At 71.1% G+C, this 18878-nt stretch carries 14 protein-coding genes; 8 read left to right on the top strand and 6 right to left on the bottom strand.

Features of this window, described 5'->3' with window-relative positions; translation table 11 throughout:
* Window positions 1-77: 77 nt before the first annotated feature.
* Complete coding sequence (locus B0E54_RS02135) at window positions 78-3017, bottom strand: M20/M25/M40 family metallo-hydrolase (RefSeq protein ID WP_234581515.1); 2940 nt, start codon at window positions 3015-3017, stop codon at window positions 78-80.
* Between the two features lie 191 nt (window positions 3018-3208).
* Window positions 3209-4333 carry a cellulose binding domain-containing protein gene (locus B0E54_RS02130; RefSeq protein WP_234581514.1) on the bottom strand — a complete coding sequence of 375 codons (1125 nt, stop codon included), beginning with the start codon at window positions 4331-4333 and terminating at the stop codon, window positions 3209-3211.
* A 300-nt stretch (window positions 4334-4633) separates the two neighbouring features.
* On the opposite strand from B0E54_RS02130, the gene B0E54_RS02125 reads away from it, so the two are divergent.
* Complete coding sequence (locus tag B0E54_RS02125) at window positions 4634-5740, top strand: FAD-dependent monooxygenase (RefSeq protein ID WP_234581513.1); 1107 nt, start codon at window positions 4634-4636, stop codon at window positions 5738-5740.
* A 130-nt stretch (window positions 5741-5870) separates the two neighbouring features.
* Window positions 5871-7628 carry a cytochrome c oxidase subunit I gene (gene ctaD, locus B0E54_RS02120; RefSeq protein ID WP_234581512.1) on the top strand — a complete coding sequence of 586 codons (1758 nt, stop codon included), beginning with the start codon at window positions 5871-5873 and terminating at the stop codon, window positions 7626-7628.
* Between the two features lie 475 nt (window positions 7629-8103).
* Here ctaD and B0E54_RS02115 read toward each other — a convergent pair whose 3' ends face one another.
* The 4 genes from B0E54_RS02115 to B0E54_RS02100 are packed head-to-tail and all read right to left on the bottom strand — an operon-like array spanning window position 8104 to window position 13986.
* The gene (locus B0E54_RS02115; protein WP_234581511.1) at window positions 8104-9351 is read right to left on the bottom strand and encodes an MFS transporter; all 1248 of its coding nucleotides are present in this window, start codon (window positions 9349-9351) and stop codon (window positions 8104-8106) included.
* 40 nt (window positions 9352-9391) lie between these two features.
* Window positions 9392-9973: an isochorismatase family protein gene (locus tag B0E54_RS02110; RefSeq protein ID WP_234581510.1), complete on the bottom strand. Its 582-nt coding sequence runs from the start codon at window positions 9971-9973 to the stop codon at window positions 9392-9394.
* A 31-nt stretch (window positions 9974-10004) separates the two neighbouring features.
* Window positions 10005-11291 carry a nicotinate phosphoribosyltransferase gene (locus B0E54_RS02105; protein WP_234581509.1) on the bottom strand — a complete coding sequence of 429 codons (1287 nt, stop codon included), beginning with the start codon at window positions 11289-11291 and terminating at the stop codon, window positions 10005-10007.
* Window positions 11292-11307: 16 nt separating this feature from the next.
* A complete protein-coding gene (locus B0E54_RS02100) occupies window positions 11308-13986 on the bottom strand; it encodes a LuxR C-terminal-related transcriptional regulator (RefSeq protein WP_234581508.1) in 2679 nt (892 codons plus the stop codon).
* 197 nt (window positions 13987-14183) lie between these two features.
* Here B0E54_RS02100 and B0E54_RS02095 point away from each other — a divergent pair, with 197 nt between their 5' ends.
* From B0E54_RS02095 to B0E54_RS02070, 6 genes are all read left to right on the top strand, one after another.
* Window positions 14184-15734, top strand: a complete 1551-nt coding sequence (locus B0E54_RS02095; protein ID WP_234581507.1) for a hypothetical protein — start codon at window positions 14184-14186, stop codon at window positions 15732-15734.
* A gap of 148 nt (window positions 15735-15882) precedes the next feature.
* Window positions 15883-16173: an ATP-dependent Clp protease adapter ClpS gene (gene clpS / locus B0E54_RS02090; protein WP_234581506.1), complete on the top strand. Its 291-nt coding sequence runs from the start codon at window positions 15883-15885 to the stop codon at window positions 16171-16173.
* 61 nt (window positions 16174-16234) lie between these two features.
* Entirely contained in the window at window positions 16235-16729 is a 495-nt protein-coding gene (locus B0E54_RS02085; RefSeq protein WP_234581563.1) for a DUF2017 domain-containing protein, read from the top strand.
* A 52-nt stretch (window positions 16730-16781) separates the two neighbouring features.
* Window positions 16782-17270: a M67 family metallopeptidase gene (locus tag B0E54_RS02080; protein WP_308195324.1), complete on the top strand. Its 489-nt coding sequence runs from the start codon at window positions 16782-16784 to the stop codon at window positions 17268-17270.
* Window positions 17271-17338: 68 nt separating this feature from the next.
* Complete coding sequence (locus tag B0E54_RS02075) at window positions 17339-17710, top strand: MoaD/ThiS family protein (protein ID WP_234581505.1); 372 nt, start codon at window positions 17339-17341, stop codon at window positions 17708-17710.
* Between the two features lie 11 nt (window positions 17711-17721).
* Complete coding sequence (locus B0E54_RS02070) at window positions 17722-18687, top strand: PLP-dependent cysteine synthase family protein (RefSeq protein ID WP_234581504.1); 966 nt, start codon at window positions 17722-17724, stop codon at window positions 18685-18687.
* The last annotated feature ends 191 nt before the right edge of the window (window positions 18688-18878 follow it).

The following is an 18878-nucleotide window of genomic DNA, read 5'->3' as shown; positions in this document are numbered from 1 at the left end:
CGAAATCGGCAGCAAGGACGCCCCGATTCCACGGATCCGAGTGGATCACGAGGGTGGCTTCGACCGCAGCAGCTACCTCACACGATGGAGATCGACCGCACCTGGGTGTTGCCCTTGGTGTCGACGTACACCTGGTAATCGCCGACGGTGTAAGTGCCGGCGGCGTTGTTGTTGATGGTGAACGTGCCCGTCACGGCCGACTCGCTGCCGTCGATACGGGTCTGCTTCACCGTGATGGTCAACTCGTTCGTGTTGCCCTTCAGCTTCTTCACCACCGCCGACGGCTTCGCATCGGTGACCGCATTGGCCACGGTCACGTAGACCGCGTCGGGTGAGGAGAACTCCGCGTTCTTCTGCCCGTCACCGAACTGGAAGAAGCCCCGCTGTTCGGTGGCCCCGCGCCCCGGGAACGGATCCGGGTTCGAGGCCAGGTACGTCGGGTTGACCTTGTACAGGTCCGTCTTGGAGTCCGCGAGCTTGGCCTGCACCCCGGTGTACGGGGCATCGGTGATCGCGAGGTTGACCGACAGGTAGATCGCGTTGGGGTTGTTGGCCGAGATGCGCGAGGAGAAGTACTTGTCCGCGCTCTGCCCCGCAGGCACGGCCAGCGGCACAACCTTGTCGCCGACGAGAATGTTGAACCGGAAGTCTCCGTAACCGCCGGCGACGAACTTCGCCCACGCCGCGTCCGACATGTGGCCGGGGCGCTCCACCTTGAACTCCAGACGCATCGGCGCCACGTACGTGCTGCTCTGGAACTCGGGGTCGGTCAGGGGCAGGTAGACCCCTCCCGGCTCGTGGCCCAGCGCGAAGGCCGCCGCCGTCGGGGCCGAGTTGCCGCGCCCGTTCCACATCGGGATGGTGAACGAGGTGGCGCCGAGCAGGGCCTGGTTGCCCAACTGGTTCGCGCCGACAGCGCCCGACGCGTCCTGGTAGGTGCCGATCGTGACGTCGAGCAGGTCCAGGTCCGCCCGGTCGGCGTTCAACCCCGGCATGTCCGCCCACATGAACTTGGCGCCAGCGGGCCCGGAGTACCGGGCCATCTCCAGCATGCCGTCGGCCATCATCTTGGTCATCTGCACCGCCGAGTCGACCTTCATCCGCTCGTTGGCCGTGTGCCACCAGCGCTCGTTACCCGGGATGACGGCGCCGAAGGCGGTCATCTTGTTGCGGAAGCTGCTGGCCAGAGTGCCGCCGGTCGTGCCCTGCGGATACACCACGTCCCGGAGGGCATAGGGATCCGGGAAGTCCTGCGGGCTGTTGTTGATCGTGGCCTGGTAGCTCTTGAACTGAAGAGCCGTCAGCGGGTTGTCGTGGGTGACGTACAACCCGGCGCCGATGGGCGACCCGAGGGTGCCGATGGTGAACCCCTTGCCCTCGAAGGCGGCAGTGACCGCCGCCGTCGCCTGGCCGGAGTCAGTCGCGGTGACGTGCATGCTGCGCACGTACAACGGCATGCTGAGGTTGCCGGTGGCCTCCGTGTAGAAGCTCGTCGGGGTCTCCGAGTTGATGTTTCCCATGAGGGCGAAGGTCAGGTTCGGCGTGCCGTTGCTCGGGTTGCGCAACAGGTTCGCCGGGATGCCCATGTACCTGCCGATATAGGCCTCGCCTTCGACCCCGTCGCGGAAGAACAGGTCGGCGATGCCGTCGGCTGCCTTCTTCACCTGCAGGTCGGCGGTCGTGCCTCCCAAGGCGCCAAGTCCCTGGGAGAGGAGGAACATGCCCCACACGACGGCGTTCTTGCCGTACTGCGGGGTCGGCATCTCCATCGCCACATCAGTGTTGATCTCCAGCGTGAGCGAGTCGCCGGTGATCGTGGTCTGCACCTTGGGCGTGGTCCGGGGAGCAGCCGGGAGCCAACCCTTCGTGGTCGCGGCAGCGGTGATCGCCGCCACGAACCTGTCGCGCTCGACGGAGCCCGCCCCCGCCACATCGAGGGTGAAAGTGGCCCGCGAGGCGATCTGGGTGGTGCTGCCGTAGGCGATGTCCTTGAGCGTCGGGTCGCCTTCGCGCCGGGTGACGCCTGCCGTCGCATCCGTCAGCCGGAAGGCCTTGGTGCTGTCCGCGGACAGGCTCATCGACACCGACGGGGTCACCGACCCGGAGTTGCCGACGATCACCGGGAACCGCGAGTCGGAGGTGTAGCCGGCGACCGGCGTCTCCTCCCGGTTGAGGTTCTTGTAGGCCCAGTTGTCGTAGAAGCTCGGGTTCGAGTTGTACGGGATGGACTGGAAGGTCGCGGTGTTCGCTGCCGTGGGCGTGCCGGGACCGCCGTCCTCGTAGATCCCCATGACGATGCGGATGCGTCGGTCCAGGGGCAGCCCCGCCTCGAGCAGCGCCTTGGCCGCGAGCAGCGTCGCCAGGGTCGGGCCGCTGTCGTCCTGGATGCCGGCCCCGTAGACCCAGCCGTCCTTGATGTAGGGCGAGTGGTAGGCACCAGGAGTGCCGAGGTTGCCGTCGGCGTCGCGCCAGCGCGCCAGCTGGGCGGGCGAAACGGAAGACGTCGGCGAGTCGAGGTGACTCAACGCCATGACCATCTCGGGGGCGTCCGGGTCACCGATCTCCGCGTAGACGTACTTGTCGGGCTGGCGCTGCACGACCACCGGGAAACCCAGGTCGGTGGCCAGCTTGACCACCCAGGCGAGCTTGGCGACCTTGCGGTCGTACTCGTTCTGGTTGGCTTCGGTGTTGCTGACCGGGAAGGGGTACGCCGTGGCGGCCGTGCCGCCGCGGGAGATGGAGTCGTAGCTTGACCCGTCCAGCATCGCCCCGACGAGAGTGAGCGGGTTGTAGGTGCCGTCTCCCGCCCGCGCGCTGCTGACGCGTCCCGCCAACGCCTCGACTTCGGCGTGGATCGCGTCGCGTTCGGCGTCGGTTACCGACAGGTCGTAGGTGACACCCGGCTGGAAGCGCTCCGCGCCGGAGCTGGTCGGGGACGCGTGGGCCGGGGGGGCGACGCTCGCCACGAGTGCCGTGGCGAGCAGGGCGGATAAGACAGGCGTTCGTCTATCCATCATGAGGGCGGCTCCAGGACAAGGGGGATGATCAGTAGCGACAGCACACACCGGCCGCGCCGCCAGCGGCCGTGGAGGTGCCATTTCTTGAGGATCATCTGAGAATCGGCCGGAGCCGTCAGCTCCGCCGCAGCGGGCTGAACGCGAGGGGCGTGACCAGATGGTCACGCCCCTCCCGTCGGTGGTGATACCGCTCAGGCGCGGGAGCAGTTGGCCCCGTTGAGCGAGAAGCTGGTCGGGGACGAGTACGACCCGCTCAGCGTGCCCTGGTAGCCGAAGCTGGCCGTGCCGCCGGGTGCGATCGACCCGTTGTGGCTGACGTTGCGGGCGGTGACAGTGGACCCGCTCTGGCTCACGGTGGCGTTCCAGGCGTTGGTGACCTGCTGCCCGCCGGGCAGGCTGTAGGTGAGCGTCCAGCCGTTCAGCGCACTGGATCCGGTGTTGGTGATCTGCACGTCGGCGGTGAAGCCGTTGTTCCACGAGTTGGCCGTGTACTTCACCGCGCAGCTCGCGCCACCGCTCGGCGGCGGCGTGGTGGGCGGCGGGTTGGTGGGGTTGCCGCCACCGTTGACGTTCGCCGAGAACGAGGTCACCGCGAGACCGACGCCGCCCTGCCACGGCTCGAAGCCGGCCTGGATGCTGGTCAGGTACCAGGAGTTGGTGATCGCGCCCCGGTTGCGGGTGTCGTTGATGAAGTCCAGCACGCTGAAGTTCAGGCTGGAGATCGGCGACGGCGCGACGTAGGAGATGACGTTGTTGGAGCCGTTGCTGCCCCGCCAGACCTCCCAGGTCCGGCCGGCCAGGTTGGCCGTGCCGACAACCGAGCCGATGGGCTGGATCGGGCCCTGACGATTGAGCCAGATCATGATCTCCATCTGGTTCACCCCGTCCCGCTTGGGCGACGGGTCCAGCCAGATGTCGTACGACGCGTTGTAGGTGGCGCCGCTGACGTACCGGTAGGCGATGCTGCTGGTGGCGCTGCTGATCTGGCTCACCTGGATCGGCAGGTTCGTGCCGGGGGAGCAGTTGGTGTAGTGGCAACCGAAGAAGATCGACGGGTACGCCGTGGGCGCCCCGTTGGTGGGACTGCTGCCGTTCAGCGTGGTGATCTCGAAGCCGTTGCTGGTGGCGTTGATGCACTGCTGGGCGGTGGTGCCCCAGCGGTTGTTCTGCACGACGTAGCGACCCTGGATCACTGTCGAGCCGTACTGTTCGCAGATCTGGGTGTCGGCGGAGGCGCTGCCGCTGACGGCGACGGCGACGAGTGAGCTGGCGACCAGCAGCCCGGCGGCGGCCAGGGCTCGAAGTTGACGTTTCATGACGCTCCTTGACTCGGCGCGTGCCGGGCGCCGGATGTGGTGGGGTGGTGCGGGAGCGCTCCCACGCTCAACGACACATTTACATGCCTGAAACTGAGGCGCAACCGCCCGCGTCAAACTGGTGAATTGTGAGGATTGCCATCGTGGCACCGAACGGGGGTCGACAGGCGGCCAGCTAAGCGGCGCGGACCGCCGACGAGCGGATCCGGCGGGCCGATCGGGCTCTGGTGTGCGCCGATCGCTCCGAGTAGCGTGTTGCCTCCGACGCGTGCCGCTCCCCCTCCGGAGGCGTACACCACCATGGGTGGCTCCCCCCTGCGCATTCTCATCGTTGGCGCGGGCATCGCCGGCCTGGCCGTGGCCCGGGCCCTGCGTCTGGCGGGCTTCCGGCCGGACGTCACCGACAAGCTGCCCCCGGGGGAGTCCACCGAGACCGGCCTGTACCTGCCCGGCAACGCCGCCCGCGCGCTGCGCCGGCTGGACCTGCACGATCCGGTCCGACCGCTCGGGCAGGTGATCCACCGGCAGCGCTTCTTCGACGCCGCCGGGCTGCCCCTCTGCGAGGTGGACCTCGACGCCCTCTGGGCCGACGTCGGCGAGTGCCGTGCGCTGCCCCGGGCGGACCTGCACCGGGTGCTGCTCAGCGGCGCCGGCGGCGCCGTCCGACACGGCGCCGAGGTCCGCACCCTCGATCTGCTCCCGCGCGCGGTAGGGGTCACCTTCACCGACGGCACCAGCACCGAGTACGACCTGGTCATCGGCGCCGACGGGCCGCGTTCCTCGGTTCGGGCACTGGCCGCGCTCGGCGGGCCGCCCCGCCCGGCCGGGCACGTCGTCTACCGGGCCGTCCTGCGTGACGGCCCGCCCGTCACCGACTGGACCGCCCTGCTCGGGCAGCGCTCCGGCCTGCTGCTGGTGCCGATCGGGGAGGGGCGGCTGCACTGCTACGCCGACGAGGCGGGCACCGAGCCGCCCGCCGACCCGTTGGCCCGGCTGCGCGAACTCTTCGCCGACTACCGGGGCCCCGTGCCCGAGGTGCTGGAGATGCTCGACCGGGTGCACGCCGGGATCACCGACGAGGTCGAGCTGGGCCGCTGGTACCGGGGGCGGGTCCTGCTGGTCGGTGACGCCGCGCACGCCACCGCGCCGACCCTGTCCCAGGGTGCCGCGATGGCCCTGGAGGACGCCGTGGTGCTGGCCGAGTCGCTGCGCGCCGCCGGCAGCGTCGAGGCGGCGCTGATGGCGTACGAGAGTCGTCGTCGCCCCCGTACGCGCTGGGTGGCCGACCGGACCCGCGACCGCAACCGGACCAGGGACGTGCCGCCGGCGCTGCGCGACCCGCTGCTGCGCGGACGTGGCGGACGGATCTTCGGGGAGCACTACCGGTTGCTCGTCGGCCCGCTGTAGGCCCGTAGTAGATCGTGTCACGCCACCCCACGCGGCGCTGCGACCTGCCGAGGACTATCCTCCCTACGGATGACGGCCCGCAGATAATCAGCGTGTGCCGAGCGGGACAACCGAGAACCGGAGGCCACTCGTGACCACCGTCGCACCCAAGCCGGTCGTGACCCGGCCCTGGCCGGTCCGGGAGCCGGTCAAGGGGTCGGCCATCGCGCGGCTGCTGCGTACCACGGACGCGAAGCAGATCGGGATCATGTACATGGTCACCGCGTTCGTGTTCTTCATGGTTGGCGGCCTGATGGCCCTGATCATGCGGGCTGAGCTGGCTCGCCCCGGGCTGCAGTTCCTGTCGCCGGAGCAGTACAACCAGCTCTTCACGATGCACGGCACGATCATGCTGCTGTTCTTCGCGACGCCTATCGTGTTCGCCTTCGCGAACTACATCGTGCCGATCCAGATCGGCGCACCTGACGTTTCCTTCCCCCGCCTGAACAGCTTCGCCTACTGGCTGTACCTGTTCGGCGGCACGATGGCGACCGCCGGCTTCCTCACCCCGGGCGGCGCCGCCGACTTCGGCTGGTTCGCGTACGCGCCGCTGAGCAGTGTCGAGCACTCGCCCGGCGTCGGCGCCAACATGTGGATCATGGGTCTGGCCATCTCCGGCCTGGGCACCATCCTCGGCGCAGTGAACATGATCACCACGGTGCTCACCCTGCGTGCGCCCGGCATGACGATGTTCCGGATGCCGATCTTCACGTGGAACATCCTGGTCACCAGCCTCCTGGTGATCCTGGTCTTCCCGCTGCTGGCCGCCGCGCTGTTCGCGCTCGCCGCGGACCGCATCCTCGGCGCCCATGTGTACGACCCGGCGACCGGTGGGCCAATGCTCTGGCAGCACCTGTTCTGGTTCTTCGGGCATCCCGAGGTCTACATCGTGGCGTTGCCGTTCTTCGGCATCATCAGCGAGATCATCCCGGTGTTCTCCCGCAAGCCGATCTTCGGCTACAAGGGTCTGGTCGCCGCGACGGTCGCGATCGCCGCGCTCTCGATGAGCGTCTGGGCGCACCACATGTTCGCCACCGGCCAGGTGCTGCTGCCGTTCTTCAGCTTCCTGAGCTACCTGATCGCGGTGCCGACCGGCATGAAGTTCTTCAACTGGATCGGCACCATGTGGCGGGGCCAGATCAGCTTCGAGACGCCCATGTTGTGGGCGGTCGGCTTCCTGGTCACCTTCCTCTTCGGTGGTCTCACCGGTGTGCTGCTGGCCAGCCCGCCGCTCGACTTCCACGTGTCGGACTCGTACTTCGTGGTGGCGCACTTCCACTACGTGCTCTTCGGCACCATCGTGTTCGCCGTCTTCGCCGGCATCTACTTCTGGTTCCCGAAGATGTTCGGCCGGATGCTCGACGAGCGCCTGGGCAAGGTGCACTTCTGGCTCACCATGATCGGCTTCCACACCACCTTCCTGGTGCAGCACTGGCTCGGCGCCGAGGGCATGCCCCGCCGGTACGCCGACTACCTGCCCGGTGACGGTTTCACCACGCTGAACACGATCTCCACGGTCGGCGCGTTCATCACCGGTATCTCCACGCTGCCGTTCATCTACAACTGCTGGAAGTCGTACAAGACCGGTCCGGTGGTCGAGGTGAACGACCCCTGGGGCCACGGCAACTCGCTGGAGTGGGCGACCAGCAGCCCGCCGCCGCTGCGCAACTTCGACCGGATGCCCCGCATCCGCTCCGAGCGGCCGGCGTTCGACGCGAAGTTCCCGGAGCTGGCCGCCGGCCAGAGCCTGGCCGGCCCGCCGGAGGGTGGCTCCAAGCCGCTCACCAGCGAGTCGGACGGCGGCGCTCGCTACAGCGAGGACACCGCCAGCAACATCGACAGGAACTGACGCTCCACCAGTTCGGCTGTACGACGGGCGCCGCCCCCGGGACCACCGGGAGCGGCGCCCGTCGCTGTGCCCGCCCACTGCATGTCGGCGCACTGCATGTCGGCGCACCGCATGTCCGGCGCACTGCATGTCGCGCGTGGCCCGACCGCTCGCCGCGTTGACCGCGAGGCGTCGATGGCAGAGCAACGTCCCCGGCCGGCGACTCAGAGCGCGCGGCGACCTGCGGGATCGGCGGTGCCCCCGCACATGCTTGCGACGGTGATGCCTGTGAGTCATTTTGATGACTCACAGGCATCATGCTCATCGGGGAACCTGGGCCGGGCAGGCGCGGGACCCGGCATGCGCGGGGCCGGGCAGGCGCGGGGTCGGGCGGGCACCGGCCCGGGCAGGCCGCGGGGTCGGGCGGGCACCGGGCCGGGCGGGCGCGGGGTCGGGCCGGCGGACACACGGGCCGGGCAGGTGCCCGGCCAGGTTGTCAGCGGGTGGCGGAGGCGAGGTCCGATTCGACGGGAAGCGCGGCGAGCGCGTCGTCGTTGCGGCGGCGGCGCAGCTCGATCGGCAGCACCACGAGGGTGATCAGTGCGCCGAGCGCCCCGGTCACCACGAAGCCCCAGAGCGGCGCGCTGCTGTCGATCACCGCGCCGGCGAGCGGTGCGCCGACCGCGATGCCGACGGTGACCGCCGAACCGTGCAGGCCCATCGCCTCGCCGCGTACCTCGGCCGGGGCGAGGCGGCTGACGGCGTCGGAGGAGGCCGCGATGGTGGGCGCGCACAGCGCGCCGGCCGGGATCAGCGCCAGGCAGAGCAGCCACCAGTGCGCGCCGCCCAACCCGACCGGGATGGTGCAGAGCGCGAGCGCTGCGGTGAGGGCCAGCGGAGAGAGCGAGCGGTGCACCGCCCCGTAGGCGAAGCCGCCGGCCAGGGAGGCGATCGCCCAGCCGGCCAGCACGACGCCGGTCCAGCCGACGTCGCCGCTCTCCCGCAGGACGGCTACCACCGCGACGTCGGTGCCGCCGAGCACCAGGGTGGCGGCGGTGCTGAGCGCCAGGACGGCGAGCAGGCGGGGCGTCAGCCACTCCCGGCGGGGCACGTGGCGACGTGGGCCGGTGGGTTCGGCGGCACCGCGGATCGGCGGGTTCACCAGCCACAGGGCGATCCCGGCGGCGACGATGCCGCCACCGACGAGGTACATGGTGGTCTGCGCCGAGATGGCCGTGACCAGCGCCACCGCCAGCGCCGGGCCGATCATGAAGGACAGCTCGACGGACATGGAGTCCAGGGCGTACGCCGGCCGTCGTTGATCTTCCGGAACCAGCGCGGCGATCGACTGGCGGACCACCGAGAAGATCGGCAGGGCCAGCGAACCCGCCACGAAGGCGGTCGGCAGCAGCAGCGCGTACGGCAACGACGGCGCGGTGGTCCAGAACACCGCCTCGGCGATGCCGGTGAGCACCAACACCGGACGCAGACCACGCCGGTCGACCAGACGGCCGAGCAGCGGCCCACCGATCGCCGCCCCCACGGTGATGGCGGCGCCCACCAGGCCGGCCGCGCCGTAGCCCCGGTCGAGGTCGAGCACGACGTGGAAGGTCAGCGTGACCCCGGTCGCCGTGAGCGGGATGCGAGCGAGGACGGCGATCAGCAGCAGCGACCGCAGGCCGGGCAGAGCGAGGGCTGTGCGGTAAGGCTTCATGTTCACGTTGGTCCGTACCTCCGGCGACATCCTCGACGGATGGGGGACCATTGGCCAACCAATTAGCGCCTCATGCGGCCCTGATCACAGGCTCGCCGTCCAGGATCACGCCGGCGCCGTCCATCGCCCGCAGCGCCACGTCGGTGGTCTCCGGAGCGACAGCGGCGGTCAGCTCCAGCAGGACGGTGGTGGCGAAGCCCTCGCGGGCGGCGTCGAGGGCGGTGGCGCGGACGCAGTGGTCGGTGGCGATGCCGACCACGTCGACCCGGTCCACGTCGTGCCGACGCAGCCAGTCGGCCAGGCACTCGCCGTCGTCGGCGTGCCCCTCGAACCCGGAGTACGCCGCCGCGTGCTCGCCCTTGTGGAAGATCGCCTCGACCCGACCGGTCTCCAGGTCCGGGTGGAACTCCGAGCCACTGGTGCCGACCACGCAGTGCCGGGGCCACGACTCGACGAAGTCCGGCGGATCGCCGAAGTGCGCGCCCGGGTCGATGTGATAGTCCTTCGTGGCGACCACGTGCGCCCATCGGTCCGGCTCGGTGGCGAGCAGCCGGGAGATCCCGGCGGCCACTCCGGCGCCGCCCGCGACGGCCAGCGAGCCGCCCTCACAGAAGTCGTTCTGCACGTCGACGATGATCAGCGCGTTGGCCATCGGGGGTCCCTTCGAGAACGGATCAGCGGGCTCAGCCGGCGGGTACGACGGTGACCGGCACCGCGGGGTCGCCGGCCGAGAGCTTCAGCCCCTCCCACGGGATGGAGATGAGGCACTCGCGCAGGTGCTCCCGGGACTCGTCGAGGGTGGGCAGACCCACGGGCTCGCCGTCGATCACGTACGAGCGCTGGAGCATCCGGTCGTTGGCCTGCCGGTCCGGCACGCCCTGCGGGACGATGATCTCCTCGGTGGCGGTGCCGGTCGGCTTGTGCCGGCGGACCGCGACCTTGCGCCCACCGATGGTCGCCTTGTGCTCGGAGCGCTTCACCACCGGGCGGCCCTCGACCTCGACCAGCTTGTAGACCAGCCCCGCCGTGGGCGCCCCGGAACCGGTGACCACTGCCGTCCCCGCGCCGTACATGTCGACCGGCTCGGCGGCCAGCGCCGCGATCGAGTACTCGTCCAGGTCACCCGAGACAATGATCTTCGTCTCGGTGGCGCCCAGCGAGTCCAGCAGTTCCCGGGACTGCTGCGCGATCACCGCGAGGTCACCCGAGTCGATCCGGATCGCCCGCAGCTCCGGCCCGGCGACCGCTATCGCGTTGCGGATGCCCTGGCTGATGTCGTACGTGTCGACCAGCAGCGTGGTGTCCCTGCCCAGCGTGGCCACCTGCGAGGCGAACGCGGCCCGCTCGTCGTCGTGCAGCAGGGTGAACGCGTGTGCCGCGGTGCCCGCCGTCGGGATGCCGTAGCGCTCGCCGGCGGCGAGGTTGGACGTGAACCGGAAACCGGCCAGGTATGCGGCCCGCGCCGCCGCCACCGCGGCCTCCTCGTGCGCCCGGCGCGATCCCATCTCGATCAGCGCCCGGCCCCGGGCAGCGGTGACCATCCGCGCCGCGGCGGCCGCCACTGCGCAGTCGTGGTTGAGCACGGAGAGCGCCACCGTCTCCAGCACCACGCACTCGGCGAAGCCGCCGGAGACGGTCAGGATGGGCGAGCCGGGGAAGAACAGCTCACCCTCGGCGTACCCGTCGATGTCGCCGGTGAAGCGGTAGTCGGTGAGCCAGGCCGCCGCCGCCTCGTCGACCACTCCGGTGCGGCGCAGGAAATCGACCTCCGCCGGGTCGAACCGGAAATCGCGGATCAGCTCGATCAGGCGCGCGGTGCCGGCGACGACGCCGTAACGCCGGCCGCTGGGCAGCCGACGGCTGAACACCTCGAAGACACAGCGGCGGTCGGCGGTGCCGTCCTTGAGTGCGGCGCTGACCATGGTCAGCTCGTAGTGGTCGGTCAGCAGCGCGGGGCCCAGGGTGCTCACCGCCCCAGCCTAAGGTTCAGCCCGCGCCGCCGCCTTCGTGGCCCGGGATCGACCGCAGCGCGGCCCACAGCTCGGACCGGCCGGTCACGCCGAGCTTGGTGTAGATCCGCTGCAGGTGGTTCTCCACGGTGCGGGCGGAAAGATAGAGCCGCTCGGCGATGGCCTTGCTGGTCGCACCGTGCGCGGCGAGGCGGGCCACCTGCCACTCGCGTTCGGTGAGCACCGGCGCCCCGGCCCGCAGCGCCGGCGTGCGGATCAGGTCGCACCGGCCGAGCAGCCCGGCCAGACGCTCGCGCGCCTCGCCGGCCGCCACCGACTGTTGCTGGCGTAGCCGCTGCAGCGCCTGGGCGGTGGCCTCGGCGGCGTACACCGTCAGCTCCAGCGCGGCGTAGTCGTCGGCGACCGCGAGCAGATCCGCGGCGGAGTCGGTCACCGCGGCCCGGGCGTGCCGGGCCAGCAGCGGCGGGAGCACCCCGTCCACCTGCTCGGACAGCTCGGCGAGGCGCTGCGCCACCGTGCGCCGCCCGCCGTCGGAACAGGTGGGCCCGACCGCCGCGCCGGCCTGGTCCAACCGGACCAGGTCGTGCAGAACGTGCACCTCGTGCCCGGCGAAACCGTCCGCCCGCAGCCGGTCGGCCAGGTCGTTGAGCTGCTTCACCGCGCCCGGCAGGTCACCCGACGCGGCGAGCACCGCGCCCCGGGCCTGCTCCAGCCACGGGTAGAGCACCGCCATGCCCGGCGCGTGGGTGCGGTCGGCCTCGGCCATCGCCTCGGCCGCCTGCGCCGCGTCGCCACGCAGCGCCGCCGCCTGGGCCCGCTCGGCCTGGGCCAGACCGGCGTAGACCCGGCTGGTCGCCAGCACCGCGCAGGCGCCCAACGACGTCCGCATCGCCGAGTCGCTCTGCCCGCGCAGCCGCGCGGCGTACGCCTGGAGGATGGCCAGGTATCCGGTGCCGAGTCGGAAGTCGCCGGCACCGGCCAGGTCGGCGAACTCGTCCGCCACGATCGCGTCGATCCCGACGAGGTCGCCGGTGAGCATGAGCCGGGTGCCGCGGGCCAGCTCGAGGGCCAGTTGCAGGTACGGCATGTCGGTGCGCCAGCTGGCCGCGGCGGAGTGCACCTGCGCGATGGCCGCACCGCTGCGCGTCAGCTGACCCTGGGCGGCCTGGACGTACGCGATCGTGCTGCGCGCCAGTTCACGGGCGGCGATGCTGGCCGCGGGCCGATCGAGCACCCGCTGACTGAGCCGTACGGCGGTGGTCGTGTCGAGCCGGTGCAGCCGCATGATCGCCTCGAAGGCGTGCACCCGGGCGCGGTCGGCCGAGTCGCCGAGCTGCTCGACCCGGCTCGCGATCTCCTCCACCGTGGACTCCCGACTGAGCCCCCAGTAGCTGACCATGCCGCGCACGGTCAGCCACCGGCAGAGCCGCCGCTCGTCCCCGGGCTCCAGGGTCACCGCGTCGAGAACGGTGATCGCCTCGTCCGGTCGGTCGGCGAACATCAGAATCGTGGCCAGCAGCTCCGCCGCGTCCGAGCCGCCGTCGGCGTTCAGCGCGGCCCGGGCCAGCCGGGTCGCCAGCGGTACGTCGTAGCGGGTGAACGCCTGCATCGCGGCGTCCACGAGCAGGGCGGCGTCCTGTGCGGTGCCCGAGTCGAGCCGCCAGACCGCCACCCGCAGCAGGTCGTCGCGGCGGCGCTTGCCGACCTGTTCCAGCAGCTCGGCAAGGTGCGCCTGGAGGCGTCGGGTGCGGCTGACCGGGCACCGGCGACGCATCACCTCGCCGTAGAGCGGGTGGGCCAGGCGTACGTTGGTCCGCCGGTCGTGCTGGATGACGGTGATCAGGCCGCGCTCCTCGGCGCACTCCACATCGGACTGCTCGGCGGCCTGGTTGAGCAGGTGCAGGCCGAGTGGCTCACCGAAGGCGACCAGCTCGACGACCGTACGAACGCCGTCGGTGAGCTGCCCGACGCGGGTGTCGATCAGGTCGGTGAGGCTGGGCGCCAGCTCCAGCCGCCCGGTCCACTTCCAGATCCCGTAGGTGCGCTTCAGCTCCTCGCTGCCGCTGGCGGCGTGCACCAGCTCGCGCAGCAGCAGCGGGTTGCCTGCCGACAGCCGGCCGAGCCGGTCGGCGGAACCGGCGTCGACCGGGCCGCCCAGGATCGCCGCCAGCAGGCCGGCGGTCTCCGACGGTGGCATGGGGGTCAGCTCGACGTGCTCGACCAGGTCGTCGGTCCAGAGTGCCCGGATCGGCAGGGGGATCTGTTCGCCGTCGCGCAGGGTGCCCACGACTGTGGCGTTGTCGGCGCGGGCGACCAGATGCACCAGCGCCGCGGAGGGTGGGTCGAGCAGGTGCGCGTCGTCGATGGCGAGCACGATCCGGCGGCCGGCGGCCTGCTGTTGCAGAACGCCGAGCGCCCAGCGGAGTATGCCGGCGGGGGAGAGGCCCTGGGGCTGCTCCGCCGGGAGGACCTGCACCAGCCCACCGAACGGCAGCGCGGCAGTCGTGGCGCTGGCCGCGATCGACCAGATCGCGTACCTGTCGGTGGGCAGGGTGTTGACCCCCTCGCGCAGCAGCCGGCTCTTGCCGATGCCAGCGCTGCCGCTGAAGAAGAGCCCTCGGCCGGCCTCGCCGGTCACCGCCGCCAGCAGGCGGTTGAGCTCGTCGGTCCGGCCGACGAACTGCCATCGACTCATCCGGGCAGCATATCCATCGAATTCCGTCCGCGCCCGCATCGTCACGCACCGAAGTTGAGTAGTGGCACAATTACCGGTGAGTATCCGATGTGTTCCGCCTGGTCGGCCGGCCGAACGTACTCTTCCGGCATCCGGGTAGTGTCACCGGAATTTCCACGCGACCGGCGTGCCGGTCGCCTGCCCCGGGAGGCCACCCGATGCAGCAGGGCCCTCTCCCCTCGCTCGACTCGGCCGGCGACATGGCCAGCTCAGCCGACCCGCCGAGCTGCGCCCCGCTGCCCACCGATCTCGGCGTGCCGGGTGCCCGCGCGGACGAGCCGCTCGGCGTGGTCGCCGTCGGCCCGGCCGGCGCGGACCGGCGCGCGGTCCTCGCCAGCCTCGTCGGGCTCGACCCGGTGATGCTCACCGTGCCGGCGGGCAGTTGGCTGCTGGTCCGGCACGCCCAGGTGCCCACGCGGGCGGCCTTCGTCCCCGGCTACCGCCAGCCGCACTCGTACGGCGCGGACCGGGACGCCGCCGGCCCGGCGTTGGCCCGGCCACCGCGGCGGGTCGAGCTGAGCGTGCCCGAACCCCTGCTGCGCCACTTCACCCTGATCGACACACCGGACACGGGCGCGCTCGGCGTGGCCGGCGTCAGGGTGCTGCGCGAGGCGGTCGGCCGGGCCGGCGCGCTGCTCTTCGTGATCGCGGCCGACCAGGCGTTCACGGCCCAGGAGCTGAATCTGCTCGCCGAGGTGGCGGCCGCTGCAGTGGAGGTCGTCTTCGCGGTGACGCCGGGTGCGGCGGGTTGGGCGCCACCGGCCGACGGCGGGGCGCTGACGGAGGACGCGGGGGCGTCCGTCTCGCCGGCCGACGGCCGGCCGGGGGAGGTGGACCCGGTGGCGGTGATCGTCGAGGCACACCGGGCGGCGCTGCTGGCCGCGGTCCCCTCGCTGGCGGGCTCGCGGTGGTTCCCGGTCGACGGCGCCGATTCCGCAGCCGACCTGCGCCGGGCGCTGGTGGGCTGGTCGGCGAACGAGGGGTTGCAGCGGGCCAGCGCCGATCCGCCGGTGCTGCCGGGGCAGCACGACCGGGTGGCGGTGTCCGCCGAGCCGGGGGACTGGTCCGAGCGGCTCGACCGGCAGATCCGCTCCTGCTCCCAGCGGATCCGCCAGCACCTGGCGCTGGAGTTGGCGAACATCCACCTCCGGGCCGTCCAGGAGATCGTCTTCGGGGTCGGCTGCGCCGGCCTACCGGACCTGCTCGACCGGGAGATGGCGGCGCTGTCGCTGCTGGCCACCGCCCAGTGCGACCACGCGGTGCGGGGCATCGTGGCCGACACCGCCGCCCAGGTGCTCGGCGGGACACCGGCGGAGGGCGTCCGCCGCCGGATCGCCACCGCCGTCCAGTACGGCCTGGCGGATCACCGCGCCGGGCGCGACCTGGACCGGGTGCTGCTGATCACGAGTACGGCGGGTGTGGCCGGACTGACCGGCACGGAGGCGATCGACGCGCTCGCCGGCTACCCGACGGTGACCCGTGACGAGGTGCTTCCGCCGGTCGCGGTGGCGCTCTCCGGCGGGTGCTGGCAGCAGTGGCGTACCCCGGGCAACGATGACCACAGCGCCGCGCGGGCCTGGTCCCAGCGGGCGTTGCGGGAGGTCGAGTTGGAGCTTTCCCGGGAGATCTCCCGACGGTTCGAGGTGATCCGTCTCTCGCTGGGCGTGGTGCTCTCCGATGCGGTCGACCACGGCATCCTGCTCGCCTGACGGCGTGGCCATCTCCCGGCTCGGGCTCGCACCGCGCCTCGCGTCCGACGGGGTGCGGGCCGACTTCGGGGTGGCCACGGCGGGTGATCCTGGTTCGCCCGGCGTTCCGGTTCCTCGGTTCCGGGAAACCGGTGGCACGATGGGGGGCATGGCGGCTCCACAGGTTGCACCGGTCGAGACGCCGGCCACTGACGAGGTGCCGGCGCCCGACCGGCAATGGGTGACGATCGTGTGGGACGACCCGGTCAACCTGATGACGTACGTGACCTGGGTCTTCCAGAAGCTGTTCGGCTACAGCCGGGAGAGGGCGGAGCAGCTCATGCTGGACGTGCACCACAAGGGCCGCGCCGTGGTCTCCACGGGGGCCCGGGAGCGGATGGAGCACGACGCGTCGCAGTTGCACGCGTACGGGCTGTGGGCGACGGTGGACCGCTCGTGAGCGCGTCGAGTGTGCCGGGCCGGCGATCCGCACGGTCGCGAACGGAGCTGGCGGCGTGAGCATGTTCCGGCGCCAGGCCGGCCGCTATGTCGCCACCTTCGCCGTGGACGAGGTGCGGGTGCTGCGCAAGGTCGCCTCCGAGGTGGTCGGCCTGCTCACCGACGGCTTCGACCACACGGACCCGGTCGTGGGCCGGCTGTTTCCGGCCGTCTACCCGGAGGATGCGAGCGGCACCGCCGAGTTCCGCCGCTACACCGAGGGTGATCTGAAGACTGCCAAGATCGACCAGGCGGGGGCCATCCTGGCCGCGCTGCCCGACGAGGCCGGCGGCGAGGTGCGGTTGGACGCCGAGGCCGCCGAGGCGTGGCTGCGGGCGCTCAACGACGCGCGGCTGGCGATGGGCGTTCGGCTGGAGATCAAGGACGGCACGGATCTGGGTGAGGAGCTGGACGACGCGGTGACCGAGGATCCCGGTTCCAGCCGGGTGTTCCAGCTGTCGGTCTACGCGTATCTCGGGTATCTACAGGAGTCGCTGCTAAACGCCTTGATCGACTAGGCGTGACCGGCACCACTTCAGGGCCCGCCCACTAGGCGTTAGGCTGGTGCACGTGCTGAGCATCGACCGGTCGATCATTGACGCGATCGTCGCCCACGCGCGCCGGGACCACCCCGACGAGGCGTGCGGCGTCGTCGCCGGTGCCGTCGGCAGCGACACCCCGACCCGGCACATCCCGATGGACAATGCCGCCCGGTCGATGACCTTCTACGAGTTCGACTCGATGGAGCATCTGCGGGTGTGGCGGGAGATGGACGACCGGGACGAGGAGCCCGTGGTCATCTACCACTCGCACACCGCCACCGAGGCGTACCCGTCCCGGACGGATGTGTCCTTCGCCGGCGAGCCGGGCGCGCACTACCTGCTCGTCTCGACCCGTGAGCCCGACTCGGAGGAGATCCGGTCGTTCCGGATCGTCGACGGCGTGGTGACCGAGGAGCCGGTCCAGATCGTGGAGGCCGGAATCGACCCGCACGCCGTGCAGTCCTACATGTTCGGGCAGAGCCCGGCGACGGTCGACTACGAGTGTTCCGGCCGCTGACCCGTCAGCGTTCGCACCCGTTCTCCGTCCCGTCACCGTTGGCACACCCGTTTGAGGAGCACGACATCATGGCCATCGAGGTTCGCATCCCCACCATCCTGCGCAGCTACACCGGCGGCGCCAAGGTCGTCGAGGGCGCCGGCGACACGCTGGCGGACCTGCTCACCGACCTGGACTCCCGGCACGCCGGGCTGCGTGGCCGCCTGGTCACCGAGGCCGGCGCGCTACACCGTTTCGTGAACGTCTACGTCAACGACGAGGACGTCCGCTTCCTCGGCGCGCTCGACGCGAAGCTCTCCGACGGTGACAGCGTCACCATCCTGCCGGCCGTGGCCGGCGGCGCGTTCGGTTTCGCTGCGGCAGCGGCGATCAGCTCGCACAGCGCTGCGGCAGCGGCGATCAGCTCGCACAGCGCCGCGACCGCCGTCGCCGCGCGCTGAGGGCGGCCGCCATGGCGCGGTACGACAGCCTCCTCGACGCCTGTGGTGGCACGCCGCTCGTCGGTCTGCCCCGGCTCTCGCCGACGGTGCCCGACGGCGCACCGCCGGTGCGGCTCTGGGCGAAGCTGGAGGACCGGAACCCGACGGGCAGCATCAAGGACCGCGCGGCGCTGTTCATGGTCCGCGCGGCGGAGGAGGCCGGCCGGCTCCGGGCGGGTGACACCATCCTGGAGCCGACCAGCGGCAACACCGGCATCTCGTTGGCAATGGTGGCCAAGCTGCGCGGGTACCGGCTGGTCTGCGTGATGCCCGAGAACGTCTCCACCGAGCGGGTCCAGCTGCTCCGGATGTACGGGGCGAAGATCATCTTCTCGGCGGCGGCGGGCGGCTCCAACCAGGCCGTCGCGACGGCCAAGCAGATCGCCGCCGAGCACCCGGACTGGGTGATGCTCTACCAGTACGGCAACGAGGCCAACGCGCGGGCGCACTACGAGACGACAGGTCCGGAACTGCTGCACGACCTGCCCACCATCACGCACTTCGTGGCCGGGTTGGGCACCACCGGCACCCTGATGGGCACCGGGCGCTACCTGCGCGAGAAGGTCGAGGGCATCCAGGTCGTGGCGGCCGAGCCGCGCTACGGCGAGCTGGTCTACGGCCTGCGCAACATCGACGAGGGGTACGTGCCGGAGCTGTACGACGCTTCGGTGCTGTCCCGGCGCTTCTCGGTCGGCACCCGGGACGCGGTGCTGCGTACCCGTCAGCTCGTCGAGGTGGAGGGCATCTTCGCCGGCTTCTCCACGGGGGCGATCCTGCACGCCGCGCTCGCGGTGGCGCACGAGGCGGTCCGCGACGGCCGGCGTGCCGATGTGGCGTTCGTGGTCTGCGACGGCGGCTGGAAGTATCTGTCCACCGGCGCGTACGGCGGCACCCTCGCGGATGCCGAGGACGCGCTGGAGGGTCAGCTCTGGGCCTGATCGCAGGGGTCTTGCGCGAACGGGCCGCCGGCGTACGCGTCGATGGCCCGTTTGTCGCACCTGGGCTGTGAGCGGGTGTCACGTTCGTGACAACTTCCAACGGATGATTCTTGTCCTCGGGCACCCCAGCGTAGGCTGCGCAGCGTGGCGTACGCGTCGGTAGAGATCATTGCCGGGACGACCGCCGGCAT

It is taken from the genome of Micromonospora sp. MH99 (assembly GCF_021442385.1).
Classification (GTDB): Bacteria; Actinomycetota; Actinomycetes; order Mycobacteriales; family Micromonosporaceae; genus Micromonospora.
The sequence above is the reverse complement of the archived record's forward strand: the minus strand, read 5'-3'. Positions and strand labels throughout refer to the sequence as shown.

Bases quoted from the DNA above. Each gene is read 5' to 3' on its own strand.
- B0E54_RS02135 (WP_234581515.1), bottom strand. From the start codon at position 3,017: ATGATGGATAGACGAACGCCTGTCTTATCCGCCCTGCTCGCCACGGCA.
- B0E54_RS02130 (WP_234581514.1), bottom strand. From the start codon at position 4,333: ATGAAACGTCAACTTCGAGCCCTGGCCGCCGCCGGGCTGCTGGTCGCC.
- B0E54_RS02125 (WP_234581513.1), top strand. From the start codon at position 4,634: ATGGGTGGCTCCCCCCTGCGCATTCTCATCGTTGGCGCGGGCATCGCC.
- B0E54_RS02115 (WP_234581511.1), bottom strand. From the start codon at position 9,351: ATGTCGCCGGAGGTACGGACCAACGTGAACATGAAGCCTTACCGCACA.
- B0E54_RS02110 (WP_234581510.1), bottom strand. From the start codon at position 9,973: ATGGCCAACGCGCTGATCATCGTCGACGTGCAGAACGACTTCTGTGAG.
- B0E54_RS02100 (WP_234581508.1), bottom strand. From the start codon at position 13,986: ATGAGTCGATGGCAGTTCGTCGGCCGGACCGACGAGCTCAACCGCCTG.
- B0E54_RS02095 (WP_234581507.1), top strand. From the start codon at position 14,184: ATGCAGCAGGGCCCTCTCCCCTCGCTCGACTCGGCCGGCGACATGGCC.
- clpS (WP_234581506.1), top strand. From the start codon at position 15,883: ATGGCGGCTCCACAGGTTGCACCGGTCGAGACGCCGGCCACTGACGAG.
- B0E54_RS02085 (WP_234581563.1), top strand. From the start codon at position 16,235: ATGTTCCGGCGCCAGGCCGGCCGCTATGTCGCCACCTTCGCCGTGGAC.
- B0E54_RS02075 (WP_234581505.1), top strand. From the start codon at position 17,339: ATGGCCATCGAGGTTCGCATCCCCACCATCCTGCGCAGCTACACCGGC.
- B0E54_RS02070 (WP_234581504.1), top strand. From the start codon at position 17,722: ATGGCGCGGTACGACAGCCTCCTCGACGCCTGTGGTGGCACGCCGCTC.